Source organism: Arthrobacter sp. K4-10C (assembly GCF_059090085.1).
In genome coordinates this window covers 58,887-76,101 of the sequence record NZ_JBNHFI010000006.1, presented here as the reverse complement: position 1 = coordinate 76,101, position 17,215 = coordinate 58,887, and the positions used below count along the sequence as shown (strand labels likewise).

The window sequence follows — 17,215 nt, the reverse complement described above, 5'->3', positions numbered from 1 at the left end:
GGCGATTTCTACTATCAGCGCCGCGAATACTTGCTATCAAAAACCGCGCCTTCCCCAAATACATGAGCTGCCTCACAGTAGTTACAGGACCTGCAGCAACCTGCACGGCAGCCAGTATCCAGAAGGAATAGGAATTCAGCGTGGAAACTCCCCTCTCCCATCTCGCCCACCTCGAGATCACCGCCCCCGACGTCGAAGCATCGGCCAGGTTCTACGAGGAAAAGTTCGGCATGCGCATCGTTGACCGTGTGGACGGCAGGGTCTACCTCCGCTGCTGGGGCGACTACTACCGCTACAGCCTGGTGGTCACGCACGGCGAGGAAGCGAGCCTTGGCCGGATGGCGTGGCGCACCAGCTCCCAGTCGGCCCTTGAGGCAGCGGCCCAACGGATCGAAGCCGGCGGCGTGCAGGGCACCTGGACTGCCGGCGGACATGGCTACGGCAAGGCCTACGAGTTCACCGGCCCCTACGGCCACCACATGCGACTCTTCTTCGACGTCGAAAAGTTCGTCGCCGAGCCCGAGTTCAAGTCCACCTACCCGGACCGCCCGGAGAAGCGCAGCAGCCACGCAGCCGCCCCGCGTTTCCTGGACCATGTCACCGTGGCCACCCAGGACGTGCGCGGCTTCGCCAAGTGGTACAGCGAGGCCCTCGGCTTCCGCGTCATGGCCTTCGTCGAGCTGGATGAGGCCCCCATCACCGTCTTTTCCGTGCTCACCACCAACGAGAAGTCCCACGACCTCGGCGTTGTCCTGGACACCTCCAGCCGTGCCGGCCGCGTGAACCACATCGCCTTCTGGGTGGACACCCACGAGGACCTGCTCCGCACCGCGGACGTAATGATGGAAAATGGCACCCCGATGGAATACGGCCCCTCCATCCACGGCGTGGGCGAGCAGAACTTCCTCTACTTCCGCGAGCCGTCCGGCCTGCGGGTCGAGCTGAACTCCGGCGGCTACCGCAACTACGTTCCGGACTGGGAGCCCAACACCTGGAAGCCCTCCGAAGGCTCCAACAACTTCTACAAGAACGGCGCCATGCCGCACTCCATGACCGAGTCCTTCCCGCCGGCCGAGGGCTTCACCGCCACCGAGGAAGGCGCCTCCCCCGAAATGAAGGAAGCGCTCCTGAACCCGTACGCCAAGCAGGGCCGGGGCTAACGGCACCATGACCGACACCACCTACGCCCTGGTCCGGTTCCAGGAGCCGGGCGACAGCAAGGCCCGGGCCGGGCTGCTGGTCAAGGACCGCGTCCTGCCGCTGGACGGGGACATCAACTCCCTGATCCAGCACTGGGACACCGCCGAGGGCCGGCTGGACGCCCTTGCCGCCTCTGCCGGCGAGGACACCGGCCTGCCGCTTGCCGCCGTCGAAATCCTGGCTCCGGTGGAGCCGGCCCAGGTGCTGCAGACCGGCGCCAACTACCGCAAGCACGTCATCGATCTCGCCGCCGCGCACCGCGAACCCGGCGAGGACGAGGAGGAAGTGCGGACCAGGACCGCCGCGATGATGGACAAGCGCGCGGGCCAGGGCACGCCGTACTTCTTCATCGGCCTCCCGACGGCGATCGCTTCCGCCACCGACGACCTCACCCTGCCGTCCTACTCCAAGACCCACGACTGGGAACTGGAACTGGCGGCGGTCATCGGCAAGGAAGCCTTCCGGGTCACCCCCGAGGAGGCCCTGGACTACGTCTTCGGCTACACGATGGTCAACGACATCACCACCCGCGAATACGTGTTCCGCAAGGACATGCCCGCCATTGGCTCCGACTGGTACCGCGCCAAGAACGCCCCCGGTTTCCTGCCCACCGGCCCGCTGCTGGTGCCCGCCAAGTTCTTCGGCGATCCCCAGAACGTGCAGGTCACGCTGAAGCTCAACGGCAAGGCCATGCAGGACGAATCCACCGCGGACATGATCTTCGGCGTGGCCAAGCTCGTCAGCGAAGCCTCCCAGATCATGCCGCTGCGCCCCGGCGACCTGGTCCTCACCGGCAGCCCGGCCGGCAACGGCCAACACTGGGGCCGGCTCCTCCAGGACGGCGACGTTATGGAAGGCACCATCACCGGCCTGGGCACCCAGCTCATCCATTGCAAGGACGAAGCCACAACTGAAGGCAGCAAGCAGTGACCAGCCCGGACACAGCTGTAAACACCGGCACCGGGGAATCCCACGATTCCCCGGTGATCCGGCGTGATGACGCACTGGCCAGCATCACCGCTGCCGCCTACAAGTACAACAACTGGGGCCGCTGGGGCGAGGACGACGTGCTGGGCACGCTGAACTTCATCGACGCCGGCAAACGCATCGAGGCAGCCTCGCTGGTGACAACAGGCGAAGCGTTCTCGCTGTCCCAGCCGTTCGACACCAACGGCCCGCAAAAAGGCTGGCGGCGCCGGACCAACCCCGTGCACACCATGACGGACACCGGTGTTGACGCCGAACGCGGCAACCAGGGCTTCCCGCACGGGTTCGGCGGCGCTGACGACGTCATCGCGATGCCCCTGCAGTGCTCCACCCAGTGGGACGGCCTGGGCCACATCTTCGACCGCGGCAAGGCCTGGAACGGCCGCGCCGCGGGCGACGTGGTCACCTCCGAGGGCGACCTGGTCACCGGCATCGAAACCGCCGCGGCCAAGATCGTCACCCGCGGCGTACTGCTCGACGTCGGACGTGCGCTTAGCCCAGACCTTGGCCTGACCGATGGCGAACTCCCGGACGGCTTCGCCATCACAGTTGATCACCTGGAGCGCACCATCGCACTCCAGGGGCCCAGTTCCCAAGTGCGGCGCGGGGACATCGTGGTGATCCGCACCGGGCAGTACACCCGGGCGCGCCGCGACGGCTGGGGTGACTACGCCGGCGGCTCCGCCCCCGGCCTGTCCTTCAGTACGGCCCCGTGGCTGCACTCCTCGCAGATCGCGGGCATCGCCACCGATACCTGGGGCTTCGAGGTCCGGCCCAACGAGTTCGACGCCGCCTTCCAGCCCCTGCACCAGATCGCCATTCCCAACCTGGGGCTGTTCCTGGGCGAGATGTGGGATCCGGACGCGCTGGCGGAAGCCTGCGCCGCGGACGGCAGGTACGACTTCCTGCTCACCGCGGCCCCGCTGCCCATCACCGGCGCCGTGGGCTCCCCCGTCAACCCCATCGCGCTGCGGTAGCCCCCGGCCGCCGGCAGCACAATAATCAGCAGTAACGCCGTCCATACAAAGGAGTCAACGATGGCAGCAGTACAGAACGTCGGAATCGTCGGAGCGGGAGCCGCGGGACTGACCGCCGCCATCCTCCTGGCCGACGCCGGTATCACGGTGGAAGTCCTCGAAAAGGCCACGGAACCGCAGACCCTCGGGTCCGGCATCACCTTGCAGGGCAATGCCCTGCGGATCCTCAAGCAGCTCGGCGTTTGGGACAAGGTGGAGGAGAAGGGCTTCGGCTTCAGCACGCTGGGCCTGCGCGCCCCGGACCCCAACGGCACCGTCCTGGCCGTGCTGGAGGACATCCGCACCGGCGGCGAGGACCTTCCGGCCACCATGGGCATGTACCGCCCCGAGCTCACCGCGATCCTCCGCGAACGCGCCCTCGAGGCAGGGGCAACCATCACCTACGGCAAGTCGGTCACCGGGATCAAGGACGACGGCGGCAGCGTCACCGTGAGCACCGCCGACGGCGGCTCGGCCACCTATGACCTCCTGATCGGCGCCGATGGACTGCACTCCGCCGTCCGCAAGGCCATTCGCATCGACGTGGAACCCGTCACCACCGGCATGGGCATCTGGCGCGCGTTCGTGCCCCGGCCCGAGGAAGTGGTCCGCACGGACCTCACCTACGGCGGGCCCTGCTTCATCGCCGGCTACTGCCCCACCGGCCCGGACACCATCTACGCCTACCTGGTGGAGAAGGCCCAGGAACGCAAGCACGAGGAGGGCCCCCGCATCATGGCCGGGCTCGCCGCAGCCTACGGCGGCCCGTGGAAGGAAATCCGGGAAAACCTGGACCAGACCGCACGGATCAACTACACCAAGTTCACCACCCACATCGTGGAGGGGCCCTGGAACCGCGGCCGGACGGTCATCATCGGCGACGCCGCGCACAGCTGCCCGCCCACCGTTGCCCAGGGCGCTGCCATGGCCCTGGAGGACGCCGCCGTGCTGGCGGAGCTGCTCACCAGCCATGACGAACTGACCGAGACGCTGTGGAAGGAATTCACCGACCGTCGCCTGGACCGCGCCCGGACGGTGGTCAACGCCTCCGTGCAGCTGGGCCAGTGGATGCTCGACGGCGTGCGCGACGCCGACGTTCCCGGGCTGATGCACTCGCTGTCCTCGATGCTGAAGAACCCGGCATGAGCGCCCGCCCCGCCCAAACCCATCCCACTGTCGACGTCCATGCGCATGTCCTGCTCCCGGCCCTGCAGCAGCTGGTCGCGGAGCAGGACCCGGCCGCGTTCGCCACACACCAGGAACTGGAGGTGCGGCGCAACGGCCCGGAGTCGATGGCCGCCTCCGGACGGATGATCAAGGAACGCTGGCCGCAGCTGACGGACCTGGACCGCCGGCTCGCTGACATGGACGCCCAAGGGGTGGACGTGCAGCTGGTCTCGCCGTCGCCGTCGCATTTCTACTACTTCGCCGGCAGGGAACTTGCGCTGGAGCTGGCACGCCGCGCCAACCAGGCAGTCCGGGAGTATGTGGACCGGGCTCCGGACCGGCTCCACGGCCTGGGCCTGGTGCCCCTGCAGCATCCCGAACTGATGGTCGAAGCGCTGGACCATGCCGTGCTGGAATGCGGGCTGCTGGGCGTGGAAATCGGCTCGTTCGCCGGCACTCCGGACGATCCGGACCGCAGCACGGTTGAGCTCTCGGACCCGCGGCTCGAGCCGTTCTGGGCCCGGGCAGACGAGCTGGGCGCGCTGGTGTTCCTGCACCCCTTCGGCTGCTCGCTGGATGAGCGGCTGGACCGGTTCTACCTGGCCAACACAGTGTCCCAGCCCGCCGAAAACGCGGTTGCCCTGTCCCACCTGATCTTCAGCGGCGTCCTGGACCGGCACGCCGGCCTGAAAGTTCTGGCCGCCCATGGCGGCGGCTACCTCCCCACCAAGCTCGGCCGATCGGACCACGCCTGGAAGGTGCGGCCCGAGGCCCGTGGGTGCGCCGAGCCGCCGTCGTCCTACCTGAAGAGGCTGTATTTCGACTCCCTGGTGCACAGCCCCGAAGAGCTCCGCGCCCTGGTGGCAGCCGCCGGACGGGAGCAGGTGCTGCTCGGCTCCGACTACCCCTTCGACATGGGCTCCGACCTGCCGGTGGACGAGGTCCAGGCTGCCGGACTGGCGTCCGACGACGAGGCACAGGTCCTGGGCGGCAACGCCCGCAGGCTGGGCATCGCCGCGGCCGCCTCCCTTACCGCCCGACCCACCGCCTAAGGCAGACGACGCATGGTCAAGATCGCACGCTGGAATGACGACAGCGGGACGCACTCCGGGTTCGTGGAGGGCGGCAACTGCTACGCCCTGCCGCCGGAGCACACCGTCAACACGCTCCTTGAGGCCGGGCTGTCCGAGGCCCGGCGGTTGGCGGTTGAAACCGTTGGTTCTGCGCCGCCGGTGCCGCTGGCCGGGGTGACCCTCCTGGCACCGCTGGTTCCCTCCACCATCAGGGATTTCGTTGCCTTCGAAGAGCACGTGGAGGGGGTCCGGAAAAGCATCGACGGCGCCGCCGGCGTGGTCCCGGAATGGTACGAGGCCCCCACGTTCTACTTCACCAACCCGCACACCGTCACCGGCACCGGCGAGGTGATCGGAATACCGGCAGGCTGCACGGACCTGGACTTCGAAACGGAAGTCGCCGCCGTCGTCGGCCGCGTCCCGGACAGCGACGGCAGGAACCTGACCGCAGCCGACGCGCACCGGCACATCTTCGGCTACACAATCCTCAACGACTGGTCCGCGCGGGACCTCCAGCGGCGGGAGATGAAGGTCAGCTTGGGCCCGTGCAAGGGCAAGGACTTCGCCAACACGCTGGGCCCCTGGATCGTCACGGCAGACGAGTTCGAGGACCGGCACGACGCCGAGGGGTTCCTGCCCATCTCCATGTCGGTCGAGGTCAATGGCGAGCAGATCGGACAGGACCTGCTCTCCAATATGGGCTGGCCGTTTGCCGAACTGGTGGCGTACGCGTCGCAGGATTCCGTGGTGAAGCCCGGCGATGTGCTCGGTTCCGGCACCTGCGGCAGCGGCTGCCTGGCAGAACTCTGGGGACGCAACGGGTCCCAGACTCCCCCGCCGCTCACAACCGGGGACGTGGTTAGGATGACCGTTGAAGGCATCGGCACCATCGAAAACACGGTGGGCAGCCGGCGCGAGGCCGTGACCCGGGTGGCAGCCCGGCCCCGGCCGCGCAACCGGATTGTCCAGCCGGCTTCCGCCGGGTCCTAGGGTGGTTTCCCTTCAGCTCGAGGGCCGGACGGTGGTGGTCACCGGGGCGGGCCAGGGGCAGGGTGCGGCCGAGGCACGGATGCTTGCCGAGGCCGGGGCACGCGTCATCGCCACCGACGTGCCGGCCGGCATGCCCGCCGGGCTCGCCGACGCATCCCCTTCGCCGAACGGTTCCCTGCTCTACCGCCAGCTGGACGTTGCGGACGCCGTCGAATGGTCCGGACTCGGGGACTGGATCCGGTCCCAGGGCTGGGCCGTGGATGGCCTGGTGAACAACGCCGGCATCACCCAGCGCAGCCGCCTGCTCGACGCCTCGGCAGCTGACCTGCACAAGGTCTACGACGTCAACGTCGCTGGAGCACTGCTGGGCATCCAAACTCTGGCACCCTTGATGGCAGGCGGGGCATCGGTCGTGAATGTGGGCTCCGTTGCGGGCCTCACCGCCCACTATCCGGTGGCGTATACGGCCAGTAAGTGGGCGCTGCGCGGGCTCTCCCAGGTGGCGGCCATGGAGCTTGGGGCGCGCGGGATCAGGGTCAACACCGTCCATCCGGGCTTTATCGAAACACCCATGACGGCGAGTGCCAAACCTGAGTTCCGGGAAGCCACCCTGGCCGAAACCCCACTGGGCCGCACCGGAAACGTGGAGGAGGTGGCCGCCGTCGTGCTCTTCCTCCTCAGTCCCCTGTCATCCTTCGTGACGGGCGCCGAGATTCCGGTGGACGGTGGCCAGTCATCCCACGGCGGCGCCAAGTCCATCTCAGACGCCCTCTCCCCAACTAGGTAGCAGTTAATGTCGTTATGGACCCTCAAAACGACATTAACTGCTACCTGGTTGGGTCAGCCGGGGAGCACCGCCGACCAGCCGCCGTCGACCATCAGGTTGGCGCCGGTGACGTAGGAGGCTTCGTCGGAGGCCAGGAACAGCGCGCATTTGGCAACCTCATCCGGCGAGCCAATCCGGCCCAGGGGAATGCTGCCTGCGATGGTCCGCATCGGGTGGCCGGGAGCGAGAAGGTTCCCCTCGGTGGCGGCGGTGCGGATCATCCCGGGGCTGACGGCGTTAACCCGCAACCCATGCGGCGCTCCTTCCGCCGCGAGCTGTTTTGTCATGGCCACCACGGCACCCTTCGTGGCAGTGTGCGCCAGCCGGCCGTTGGTCATCGAGCCGGTCACGCCCGCCGTGGAGCCCACCAGCACAACGGCGGCATTCTGCGCCTGGATCAGCTGCGGCCAAAAGTATTTGACCGGAAGGAACACCACGTCCATTTCGTGTTCAACGTTCCACTTCCAGTCGGCAAAAGTCAGTTGCTCCACCGGGGCGAAGCGGGTGATTGCCGCGTTGGCGTAGAGGATATGGACCTGGCCGTGTTGCGCGGCGACGTCGGTGGCCCAGCCTGCAACGGCTCCCTCGTCCGTGAGGTCCACCCGGCTGCTGCTCATCCGGCCCCCGGCCGCGGTAACGGACGCAACCGTGGCCGCGGCGCCGTCGTCGTCCATGTCGCAACCCACCACTACGGCGCCGGCCTCCGCGAACGCGAGCGCGGCAGCCCTGCCTTGGCCGCTCGCAGTGCCCGTGATGACGGCGGTTTTGCCGGCCAGGCGCTGGCTGGTGGCAGGCATCAAGACTCCTTCCGAAAGCGCGTGTCTCCTCGACTTTCGCAGGGATGGGCCGGAAGCGGAACGGCGGGTTGGGTCTACGCGGTATCCGCCGCGTGGATAGTCACGGGGTGTGCGGTGACGCGGAAGAGCTCGTGGAGCCGGGCGCAGGAGCGCTGGACCACGGAGCGAAGCCACACGCTCGCCGGGTCCTCCGCCTGGGACGGGTGCCAGTACATGGCCTCCACCAGCGACGCCTCGGCACCTTGGGAAAATTCCAGCACAACGATGTCCGCGCCGCGCTGGGCCCGTCCCGCCAGCATCCCAGGGACCAGCGCCACAAGGTCTGTCCCTTCCACCAGGAGCGGCAGGGACAGGAACCCGGCCACCACGGCGGCCACCCGGCGCTGGATGCCCCGGGACTCGAACAGCTTGTCCGCCGGGGTGCTGATGCCTTCGCCGAAATAGCCGACGGCGTGCGGCACCGTTACCAGGTCTTCGAGGGTGAGGCGGGGCTGCTGCAGAAGGTGGTTGCCGGCGTCGGCGACGGCCACGAAGCTGTCCCGGAAGAGCTGCTTGCTTGCTCCCTGCATCTGGTACCCGGTGGGCCCGACGAGGAGGTCGATTTTGGAGTAGTCGGCCATCTGGCCCTGGATCCCGGAGCCTGCGGTGGGGACGAAGTCCACAGATACACCCGGCGCTTCTTCCCGCAGGATCCCCCGCAGCGGCCCCACGATCAGCGCCGCAGCGTAGTCCGAGGCGGCGATGATGAACTCCCGCTCGCTGGTGGCGGCGTCGAACCCGGACCGCACGCGCGTAGCCCGCTGGATGTGAAGCATCGCTTCATCAACCAGCGGGACAAGGGACTGCGCAAAGGGCGTGAGGTCATAGGTGCGGCCGTTGCGGACCAGGAGTTCGTCGTCGAAATGGCGCCGGAGCCGGGCCATCGCAGCGCTGGTGGCCGGCTGGCTGAGCTGGAGCCTCTCCGCTGCCCGGGAGATGTTCCGCAGTTCAAGCAGGACCTGCAGATGGGGCAGCAGGTTCAGGTCCAGGTTCTTCATACCCACAGGTTATCCATGCCCCAGGTTTTGCCCTGCAACGGCCGCCTTCCACCACGCGTCCGGGTCAGGAACCCAGTTCTTCTGCCACTTTCCGTGCACCGCGCACCGCAATGGCAACGCTCATCAGGGTGGGATTCATCGCGGTCGCCGTCGGAATCAGCGCATTGCCGCCGACCACCAGGTTCTCGTAGCCCCACACGTGCGACCACGGGTCCGCCACTGAAGTGCCGTCGTCGGCGGCGCCCATCCGCATGGTGCCCTGGTAGTGCAGGCTGGAGCCGTTGGGCATGAGCCGGGGCTCGGCAACAAAGACGCCGAGGGCCTTGCCGGCACGGCGTAGCCGCTCGGTGGCCTGGGCGATCTCCGTTTCCTCCCGCTCAGTGAGCGCGTATTCGATGGTCATGTTCGGAAAGCCCCGGTAGTCCGGCTCATTGTCGTTAAAGGTGACGGCGTCCTCATAGCGCGGGTGCTTGCGCATGCCGTAGCCCATGTTGACGTACCCCCAGCGGTTCTCGGAATAGGGCGCACCCGGGTCCATAGGAAACGGGGTTGCTTCGGAGTACATCACCTGGACGGAGAAAGGATGCTCCGGCTCCGAGAACGGGATCCGGTTCACCGCCGCCACCGGGTCTGCCGCGTTCTGTGCACGGCGGGCCAGTTCGGCGTCAAGGTCATCCTCGGTGGCGAAGCGGCTCATCTTGTCGGGATCCAGTGCAACAGTGGAGATAACCACGGGGTGCTCGGTCAGGTAGTGGCCCAACGCCCTGGGCCGCACACCTGAGGCCCACAAAAGCTGCGGGGAGCGGAAGGCGTCGGCGGCCACGACAACAACGTCAGCTGCCACAAAGGAGGTCACCCCCGTGCGCAGGTCCTGCACCGTTACGCCGGTAACGCGGTGTCCATCCAGCTCCACCCGGCGGACCAGGGTCAGGTCTCGCAGTTCAAACCGGCTGGAAAGCGGGCTGTCCTTCTCGATCAGCGGGCCGAGGACGACGTCGGCACCCGCCCAGCGCACGGACCCGTCGGGCTGCGGGTCCCCGGCCACCGGAAGGGTACCCACGCCGTAGCCCTCCGGCAGTTCCGCGCCGAACTCTTCGTTCAGAAGGGAACGGATGGCTTCGCCGACCTTGGAGTCCGCGAAAGCGGCGCTGTGGACGTGCAGCAGCTGCCTGGCATCCTCAATCAGACCGTCCCACTCGTCGTCGGCGATGAAGGGGATCTTCTCGCTGAAGGCGGGCGACGGCGTCGCGCAGGTCCAGTGGGCGCCCTGGCCGCCCACGTTGGTGGCCGCAGCCGCGGCCGGGAAAGAGGGGGCGTGCGCTGAGCCCGCGCCCCCGAAGTCCAGAAGGTGGGTGCCCTGGCGGGCGGTGAACATGCCTTCCGTGACAGTGGCTGCCGGGATGCCAAGCGATTCCCGGTAGGCGCCGGCCTGCGGCCCCTGGGACATTTCGCGGGCACGCGCCTTTTCGGCGGGGTCGGGGATGTTGCGGACGCTTTCGCCGGGGACGTCGGTCAGCTGCGGCCCGGCTTCGAACATCACCACCCGCGCGTTCTGGACCTGCTCCAGGAGCACCCGGGCGTAAGTGGAACCGATGGGTCCGCTGCCGACGATGGCAATGGTGGGATTGGACATGATGTCTCCTTTGAAATCAGGCCGAGAGGGATTCGGAAGTGCTGTGCGGAGCGGGTTCGTCGGAGAGGCGGCCGTGCGGGAGCAGGACCGCAGCGACAATCCCCACCGCATAGGTGGCCGCCAAGGCAATGAAGATCGGCGTGAAAACCGAGCTGTAGATGTGTGCAACGGTGGTTTGGATTGCCGGCGAGGCCCCCTGGACCAGCTGCGGCGTCAGCGTGGACGCATCCAGGCCTGCCGGTAAAAGAGCGGCGACGCCGTAGCCAACCACACCGCCGATGACCGCCGTCGCCACCGTGGACCCCACCTGCCGCACCAGGTTGACGGTGGCCGTGATGGTGCCGGTCTGGCTGGCAGGGGCGGCACCCTGGACTACGGCCACGATCAGGCTCATAAACGCGCCGGTGCCCATCCCCACCACGGCCATCACCATCATGGGAACCCACAGCGGAAGGCCCGCAGGCAGCATGGCCATCACCAGAAGTCCGGCGGCCCCCATCAGGGTTCCCGCAATCGGGAAAATCCGGTACTGCCCGGTCCGGCTGGCCAGCCATCCGGTCAGCAGGTTGCTGACCAGCATGCCGAACACCGTAGCGATGGGAACAAGGCCGGACACGGTGGCGGTGGTTTGGTAGGCCATCTGGAAGTACGTGGGCAGGTAGGCAGTGATGGAGAAGAGGCCGACGCCGATAATCGCCGAGAGTGCCGTGCCTGCCGCGATGGTCCGGTTGGCGAAGAAGTGGAGCGGCACGATAGGTTTGGGGGCACGCCGCTCGATGACGAAGAAGGCAGCAAAGCCGGCGATGCTTACCGCGAGCGCGGCGGCCGTGGCGGGTCCTGCGCTGCGTTCGGCGGCCCAGGTAACGGCGAGCACCAGCGCCACAAGGGCGGTGGTGAAGACCGCAGCCCCGGCAACATCGAAGTGGCGGGGTATGGGGCCGGGCTCCAGATGGGGAACGGCGATGAGCGCCAGGCCCAGGGCCGCAGCCCCCACCGGGATGTTGATCCAGAAGACCCACTGCCAGCCCCAAAAGTCGGTGATGGCACCGCCGAGGACGGGGCCAACCAGGATGGCGATGGGGAAGGCGGCGCCAATGATGGCCATGTAGCGCGGCCGTTCCCGCTGGGTGGTGACGCGGGCAATGATGGTCTGGGACATCAACTGCAGGCCCGCGGAGCTCATGCCCTGCAGGACGCGTGCGGCAATCAGCCACGCCATGTCAGTGGCGAAGCCGCAGGCCAGTGAGGCGGCCAGGAACATCACCAGCGAGAAGATGAAGATGCGGCGGGCACCCAGCACGTCACCGAGTTTGCCGAGTACCGGCAGCAGCACGGTGCTGGCGAGGGTGTAGCCCACCACAACCCAGCTCATGAGCGTCAGTGCGCCCAGCTCGCCGGAGATGGTGGCCAGGGAAGTGGACACCACCGTGTGGTCCAGGGCCCCGAGGAAGGAGACCGAGAGCAGGGAGACAACAAGGAGACGGAGTCTCAGAGGCGAAAGTGGCATAGTGATCTACCCGAACGATCGGGCCGTCGACGCGACGTGGTGTGCCTCCGGCGCACCATCACACCGGAGAACGGGTCCGGAAGGAACCCCGGCGCCGTTATCCATGATACTGCACTTTAGTCAGAAAACAACATAAGAATGACAGGATCAGACATGAAGCTGGGACGCGCCACCTACGCATTGAGCAGGCCCCAGGTCAGTGTCATGTCCTGCAGCAGTTCCTCCAGGTCCGCTGCCGGCCGATCCGACAGGCAGGCATCCATTGCGCGGCGGACCGCCAGGCGCGCTGAGGACTCATAGCGCTCCGGAGCCCGCAATGCCCCCTCCCCGGTGAAAGCCTCCACCTTGGTCAGCCCGGCCGGCTGGTCGATGGTCACTTCAGTCCGGACCTCCCCCAGGGCAAGCACCTGGAGCAGGCCACCAGCATGCAGGCCACCGACGGCGGTTGCCGAAAGGGTGGCGGGGACAATTCCGTCCTTGAAGTCGTTCGAGCCCAGGAGGGCGATCCTGCTGTGCGCGGTGGCAATGCTTGACTGAAGCGTCAGGGATCCGCCGGCAACGGACCGCATCCAGCCGAAGCCGTCGCAGATGAGCGCACCAAGGCCCGCAGCGGGGCCGGCGCACTCAACAGTGATGATCCGGGGAAGGCTGCGGCGCCTTGCCCCGACTGCATCGGCCGCAACATCTGGGCGCAGGCGGGGGCGTTCAACGATCACCGGGATGTCGCCGGGCCACTGCTCCGGGTCAACGGCTCCCGGCGGAAGGACATCAGGATCAGTCACCACGACCACCGACGCTCCTGCGGCGCGGGCGGCCAGCATCCCCCGCCACCAGTCGCCCGCTCCGGGCACTACCACCACCGCACCACGCATATCCTCCGTGAGTGTGGCACTCACGGGCAGCTCGGCGACAGCGGCCGTGTAGGCGGGCAACGCGGTGAAGACCCCGAACGCGCGATCCTGACTCATTGCGGCACGCCTTCAAGAAGTTTCGCCGCAGCAGCATCGGCCAAGTCAATGGCATAGTGGACATCTGCCAGCAATTCGTCGTATTCAACGGGGGCATCTCCCTGAAGGAGCGAGGCCAGCAGGCGCCACTCGGCCACATAGCCATCCTCATCATCACGCGGATACTCCGTCCACAGTCCATCGGCACTCCGCACCCTCGTGGCAGCGCTTCCGGCATGGACAAACGCGGGCGGGAAATTCACGTCGATGCGGTCGTGGGAAGTGGCGATACTCATCCGCCACAGCGCATCCGGTCCCTCCGGAAGCATGGTGAGCGCCAACTGGACCAGGACACCACCGGCCCGGTACCCCACCAGGTAGCCGATGGGGGAAACGACCCGCGCATAGACAACTTCATCGATGCCGGGCGCGATGTCCCGCACCGCGGGAAGATCATGGATTGCGAGACCGGTCAGCAACTGCCGCAAGACGCCTGCCGCCACGGCGGGGTTGCCAAGATCCGGGCGTCCCCGCCCGGCAGCCTGGAAGGGACCGTCCTCGCCCACCAGCTGGTGATACCTGTCATTCGGCGGAAGCGCCAAGGTCACCGAGATGGCCTGCACCCGCCCCTCCAGGGCTACAAGGTGGTGTTTGGCGCGCCCCCATGCGGCGTCGAACAGGTGGTTGGTCCCCACCACCAGGATGGCTCCTGCATCCCGGCACGCGGTGACAACGCGGTCCGCCTGCCCCCTGCTGGTGGCCAGAGGCTTCTCGCAGAAGAAGGCGCGCTTGCCTGCGGCGAGTGCCGCCAGAATCTGCCGCGGATGCTCGCCAGGCGGGCTGCAGATGGCCACCAGGTCCACGGCCGGGTCCGCCAGCAGGCCTGCCTCCCCCTTCGACCAGCGCGCCCCATGCCGTTCAGCCAGGCCCCGGGCCCGCCCGCTTCCCGCGTCGGCAACGTGCACCACCCTGAAGAGCTCCTCAAGGCGCCCCAGCACCGGCAGGTGAAGCGCTGCGACCCCGGGCCCGGCGCCAATAATCCCCACGTCCCAAGGCATCATCGCCCTCCTTCTTCTGTCACTATTATTCATAAGTATGGATGGATCTGGCTATAGTCGCGGCAAACCGCGCGTTAGTGGGCGTTGATGTGTGAGAATTGTGAATTATGACGACAGAGTCCACCCTCCGCTTCGGAGCCCAGACCGATGAAGTGACGAGCCTCCTGAGGATCGTCAACCTCGTGCGGACGGGCGAGGCAACCACCCGCCCCGAAATCGGCAAGGTCACGGGGCTGGGCAGGGGCGTTGTCAGCCAGCGCGTGGATCAGGCCATCCAGATCGGCTTCCTCGGCGAGGGGGAATTCGGCGCCTCCTCCGGCGGCCGCGCGCCCCGGACCCTGCGCTTTCGCGCCGAGCAGGGGCGCATCATCATCTGCGCCCTCGGAGCGGCCCATATCAGGGTGGGCCTGACGGCGCTCGACGGCGACGTCCTGGAGCACGCCCACCGCACCTGGGATATTTCCCGCGGCCCCGAGAAGACCATTGAGGCAGTCATGGCCCTCGTGGACGACGTGCTGAAGAAGGACTCCAAAGTGCCCGTCTGGGCCGTAGTGGTGGGCCTTCCCGGTCCGGTCGACTTTGCCTCCGGGCAGCCCGTGTCGCCTCCCATCATGCCCGGGTGGAACGGCTTCGACGTTCGGACCCCCTTCGAGGAGCGCTTCAACGCGCCAGTCTGGGTGGATAACGACGTCAACCTGCTGGCCCTCGGCGAACGTGCGCGCCGCCGCGATTCCCTCGCGGACCTCATCTATTGCAAGATCGGCTCCGGAATCGGTGCCGGACTGCTGTCCCAGGGCAGGATCCACCGCGGCGCCAACGGCGCCGCCGGCGACATCGGCCACGTCCGGGTCCTGGATTCAACTGCCCAGTGCCGCTGCGGAAAGACCGGCTGCCTGGAAGCCGTGGCCAGCGGCTGGGCCCTGGTCAGGGATGCGGAACAGGCCATCAGGGAGGGTGCCAACAGCTCCATGGCTGCGGTAGTGAAAAAGGGAGCCCTGACCCTCGAGGAGATCACCCTGGCGGTCCGCTCCGGTGACCCCCTGGCCATCACCCTGATCCAAAAATCGGCGCGCGTAGCGGGTGAGACCATTTCTGCCCTGGTGAACATGTTCAACCCCAGCGTCATCGTGATCGGCGGCGCCATGGGGTCGGCCGGCGAGGTATTCCTGGCGGAAGTTCGGCAGCGGGTCTACGAACTGTCGCTGCCACTGGCCACGCGCGATCTGACGATCACCCTCTCCGTGGCGGACGAGCGCGAGCCCCTTCGTGGCGGCGCTGAACTCGCGCGCGAGCAGCTGTTCGATGTCACCTTCCCGCGATGGTTTGCTGCCGGCCGCCCCTCACCGGAGCGGGTGGCAGTTCCTGCCTGAGAGTCCCACAGCGCCGCGAGCGCCCACTCAGGCGACGTCCCGGCAGACGCCGGGTACGGGTTTTCCGTCCAGTTCCAGCCGGGCCTCCAGATGGAAAGGCAGGACCAGGGGCGAGCCGGGACGCGCCTGCAGGTACGGCACCATCAGCTGGAAGTGGACGGCGACCGCGTGCGGCCCGGAGGACAGCTCGCGGCGGCATGCCAGAACAAGCCTGTCCTGCACGAACCACCAGCCCCGCTCTTGCCGCAATGCGGCAGGGGACGCACGGCGGGACCCGAGCATCACCACCAGCTCCCCTGGTGCCACCGGAACGCCGTCCACCTCCACTGCCAGTCCGGCAATACTGGAGAGCGGCATCGAACGGATCCACGGCAGGCCAACGCGGAGTTCACAGCCTCCGGGAGTAGAGGTCAGCGCATCTTCACGCAAAGCGGTTTCCAACACGGCTTCCATCCTTTATCCTGAAACTGACATAAGTTTGTCATAAACAAGCATAAAGGGGAAGAGTCCGTATGGCTTCCGAAATTCCAAGCAGCTGGACCCTTTGCGCCAGCTCCTTCAACTGGGCCCCGGACATCATCGGCGCCCGCCGGACGGCCCAGGATATCGTCACGGGCATCGCGGACTCAGTGGTGAAGACGCTAGAGCTCGAGCCCGGACTCGTGTGGCGCTCCTTCCCTACTCCGTACGATGCCGAGGTGGACGGGCTGCGGAATGCCCTGACGGCAAGGGGCGGATCTGTCAGCATCGTTGGTGCCAGCCTGGACGACTTCACGTCCCCTACGGAGCGCCGCTCCCTGCAGCAGCGCCTGGAGTTCCTGGTCCCCCAACTGCATGCCGCACACCGCGTTGGAGCCAGCGGAATCCGGCTCCCCATCGGGCAGGCGGGGACGGAACTGCTCAGGCTGGTCCAGCCCCTCCTGCACGAGTTCGACCTGGTCCTGTACGAGGAAATCCAGGGGCAGCAGGCTCCGGTCAGCGCCGCGGTCGAACCTGCCCTTGAAGCGATTGATGCGCTCGGGGATGACCACGTGCGGGTGCTCGTGGACATCAGCATGCTGATGCCCGCCCTTCCCGTCACCTACCTTGAAGAACTGCGCCGGAGTGGTATGCCGCAGGACTTCATGGGGCAGCTGGAGAATGACTGGCGGGACCCCGCCACCGTCGACGCCGTCACCGCACTGCTCCGCTCCGGCAATGTGCCACCGCAGATCCATACCCTCTTCATGAACCTGCTGATCCGTTTCGGCCGGAGCGACGCGGCGGACCTGCAGGGCATCCTGCCGCTGGTGGGCGCCTTCCACCTGAAGTTCTGGGACCTGCACGACGACGGCGGGCGGGTTTCGCAGCCGCTGCGGGACCTGGGCGGCCTCCTGGGCCGAAACGGCTTCAGCGGCACGCTCACCAGCGAGTGGGGCGGCCACGAGTGGCTGCAGGACGACCCCACCGACATGACGCGGCGGCACCTTCAGCTGGCGGAGACTTCCCTCGCCGAGGCCGCGCCCGTTGACCAAGGTGTTGGTGGTTGATCCTGTCGAAACCCCGACTTCGACAAGCTCAGTCACCAGCTGAAGTCCGCTGGCCCAATCGACAGAAAACGGCCGGTC

The 17,215-nt window shown here is 67.2% G+C and carries 16 protein-coding genes; 9 read left to right on the top strand and 7 right to left on the bottom strand.

Going from position 1 to position 17,215, the window contains the following annotated elements; genetic code table 11:
• Nucleotides 1–140 precede the first annotated feature (140 nt).
• Genes AC5RUU_RS09675 through AC5RUU_RS09645 form a run of 7 tightly spaced genes read left to right on the top strand, consistent with a single transcriptional unit; the run spans nt 141 to nt 7,220 of the window.
• Nucleotides 141–1,160, top strand: a complete 1,020-nt coding sequence (locus AC5RUU_RS09675; protein ID WP_493974992.1) for a VOC family protein — start codon at nt 141–143, stop codon at nt 1,158–1,160.
• A gap of 7 nt (nt 1,161–1,167) precedes the next feature.
• A complete protein-coding gene (locus AC5RUU_RS09670) occupies nt 1,168–2,130 on the top strand; it encodes a fumarylacetoacetate hydrolase family protein (protein ID WP_493974991.1) in 963 nt (320 codons plus the stop codon).
• Nucleotides 2,127–3,164: a cyclase family protein gene (locus tag AC5RUU_RS09665; protein WP_493974990.1), complete on the top strand. Its 1,038-nt coding sequence runs from the start codon at nt 2,127–2,129 to the stop codon at nt 3,162–3,164. Before AC5RUU_RS09670 ends, AC5RUU_RS09665 begins: the two co-directional genes overlap by 4 nt.
• A gap of 60 nt (nt 3,165–3,224) precedes the next feature.
• Complete coding sequence (locus AC5RUU_RS09660) at nt 3,225–4,349, top strand: FAD-dependent oxidoreductase (RefSeq protein WP_493974989.1); 1,125 nt, start codon at nt 3,225–3,227, stop codon at nt 4,347–4,349.
• Entirely contained in the window at nt 4,346–5,422 is a 1,077-nt protein-coding gene (locus tag AC5RUU_RS09655; RefSeq protein ID WP_493974988.1) for an amidohydrolase family protein, read from the top strand. Before AC5RUU_RS09660 ends, AC5RUU_RS09655 begins: the two co-directional genes overlap by 4 nt.
• A gap of 12 nt (nt 5,423–5,434) precedes the next feature.
• Entirely contained in the window at nt 5,435–6,433 is a 999-nt protein-coding gene (locus AC5RUU_RS09650) for a fumarylacetoacetate hydrolase family protein (protein ID WP_493974987.1), read from the top strand.
• 1 nt (nt 6,434) lies between these two features.
• Complete coding sequence (locus tag AC5RUU_RS09645) at nt 6,435–7,220, top strand: SDR family NAD(P)-dependent oxidoreductase (RefSeq protein WP_493974986.1); 786 nt, start codon at nt 6,435–6,437, stop codon at nt 7,218–7,220.
• Between the two features lie 53 nt (nt 7,221–7,273).
• On the opposite strand, the gene AC5RUU_RS09640 is transcribed toward AC5RUU_RS09645, so the two are convergent.
• The 6 genes from AC5RUU_RS09640 to AC5RUU_RS09615 form a co-directional block, all read right to left on the bottom strand.
• Complete coding sequence (locus AC5RUU_RS09640) at nt 7,274–8,056, bottom strand: SDR family NAD(P)-dependent oxidoreductase (RefSeq protein ID WP_493974985.1); 783 nt, start codon at nt 8,054–8,056, stop codon at nt 7,274–7,276.
• A gap of 74 nt (nt 8,057–8,130) precedes the next feature.
• Nucleotides 8,131–9,093 carry a LysR family transcriptional regulator gene (locus tag AC5RUU_RS09635; RefSeq protein WP_493974984.1) on the bottom strand — a complete coding sequence of 321 codons (963 nt, stop codon included), beginning with the start codon at nt 9,091–9,093 and terminating at the stop codon, nt 8,131–8,133.
• Nucleotides 9,094–9,157: 64 nt separating this feature from the next.
• The gene (locus AC5RUU_RS09630; RefSeq protein ID WP_493974983.1) at nt 9,158–10,726 is read right to left on the bottom strand and encodes a GMC oxidoreductase; all 1,569 of its coding nucleotides are present in this window, start codon (nt 10,724–10,726) and stop codon (nt 9,158–9,160) included.
• Nucleotides 10,727–10,742: 16 nt separating this feature from the next.
• Nucleotides 10,743–12,233 carry an MFS transporter gene (locus AC5RUU_RS09625; protein WP_493974982.1) on the bottom strand — a complete coding sequence of 497 codons (1,491 nt, stop codon included), beginning with the start codon at nt 12,231–12,233 and terminating at the stop codon, nt 10,743–10,745.
• Nucleotides 12,234–12,406: 173 nt separating this feature from the next.
• Nucleotides 12,407–13,201, bottom strand: coding sequence for a hypothetical protein (locus AC5RUU_RS09620; RefSeq protein ID WP_493974981.1), 795 nt, complete (start codon nt 13,199–13,201; stop codon nt 12,407–12,409).
• On the bottom strand, nt 13,198–14,241 hold the full coding sequence (locus AC5RUU_RS09615) for a Gfo/Idh/MocA family protein (protein WP_493974980.1): 1,044 nt from the start codon (nt 14,239–14,241) through the stop codon (nt 13,198–13,200). The genes AC5RUU_RS09620 and AC5RUU_RS09615 overlap by 4 nt, the downstream gene beginning before the upstream one ends.
• A gap of 104 nt (nt 14,242–14,345) precedes the next feature.
• Between AC5RUU_RS09615 and AC5RUU_RS09610 the strand changes: the two genes are divergently transcribed.
• Nucleotides 14,346–15,608, top strand: coding sequence for an ROK family protein (locus AC5RUU_RS09610; protein WP_493974979.1), 1,263 nt, complete (start codon nt 14,346–14,348; stop codon nt 15,606–15,608).
• A gap of 27 nt (nt 15,609–15,635) precedes the next feature.
• Here the strand turns inward: AC5RUU_RS09610 and AC5RUU_RS09605 are convergent, their stop codons facing one another.
• Nucleotides 15,636–16,061 carry a C-glycoside deglycosidase beta subunit domain-containing protein gene (locus AC5RUU_RS09605; RefSeq protein ID WP_493974978.1) on the bottom strand — a complete coding sequence of 142 codons (426 nt, stop codon included), beginning with the start codon at nt 16,059–16,061 and terminating at the stop codon, nt 15,636–15,638.
• 59 nt (nt 16,062–16,120) lie between these two features.
• Here AC5RUU_RS09605 and AC5RUU_RS09600 point away from each other — a divergent pair, with 59 nt between their 5' ends.
• Nucleotides 16,121–17,137: an apurinic/apyrimidinic endonuclease family protein gene (locus tag AC5RUU_RS09600; RefSeq protein ID WP_493974977.1), complete on the top strand. Its 1,017-nt coding sequence runs from the start codon at nt 16,121–16,123 to the stop codon at nt 17,135–17,137.
• Nucleotides 17,138–17,215: the final 78 nt, after the last annotated feature.

Excerpts from the sequence above, each read along its gene's own strand:
- AC5RUU_RS09655 (WP_493974988.1), top strand. The coding sequence starts at position 4,346 with ATGAGCGCCCGCCCCGCCCAAACCCATCCCACTGTCGACGTCCATGCG.
- AC5RUU_RS09660 (WP_493974989.1), top strand. The coding sequence starts at position 3,225 with ATGGCAGCAGTACAGAACGTCGGAATCGTCGGAGCGGGAGCCGCGGGA.
- AC5RUU_RS09635 (WP_493974984.1), bottom strand. The coding sequence starts at position 9,093 with ATGAAGAACCTGGACCTGAACCTGCTGCCCCATCTGCAGGTCCTGCTT.
- AC5RUU_RS09640 (WP_493974985.1), bottom strand. The coding sequence starts at position 8,056 with ATGCCTGCCACCAGCCAGCGCCTGGCCGGCAAAACCGCCGTCATCACG.
- AC5RUU_RS09670 (WP_493974991.1), top strand. The coding sequence starts at position 1,168 with ATGACCGACACCACCTACGCCCTGGTCCGGTTCCAGGAGCCGGGCGAC.
- AC5RUU_RS09600 (WP_493974977.1), top strand. The coding sequence starts at position 16,121 with ATGGCTTCCGAAATTCCAAGCAGCTGGACCCTTTGCGCCAGCTCCTTC.
- AC5RUU_RS09605 (WP_493974978.1), bottom strand. The coding sequence starts at position 16,061 with ATGGAAGCCGTGTTGGAAACCGCTTTGCGTGAAGATGCGCTGACCTCT.
- AC5RUU_RS09630 (WP_493974983.1), bottom strand. The coding sequence starts at position 10,726 with ATGTCCAATCCCACCATTGCCATCGTCGGCAGCGGACCCATCGGTTCC.
- AC5RUU_RS09650 (WP_493974987.1), top strand. The coding sequence starts at position 5,435 with ATGGTCAAGATCGCACGCTGGAATGACGACAGCGGGACGCACTCCGGG.
- AC5RUU_RS09625 (WP_493974982.1), bottom strand. The coding sequence starts at position 12,233 with ATGCCACTTTCGCCTCTGAGACTCCGTCTCCTTGTTGTCTCCCTGCTC.
- AC5RUU_RS09620 (WP_493974981.1), bottom strand. The coding sequence starts at position 13,201 with ATGAGTCAGGATCGCGCGTTCGGGGTCTTCACCGCGTTGCCCGCCTAC.
- AC5RUU_RS09610 (WP_493974979.1), top strand. The coding sequence starts at position 14,346 with ATGACGACAGAGTCCACCCTCCGCTTCGGAGCCCAGACCGATGAAGTG.
- AC5RUU_RS09615 (WP_493974980.1), bottom strand. The coding sequence starts at position 14,241 with ATGATGCCTTGGGACGTGGGGATTATTGGCGCCGGGCCCGGGGTCGCA.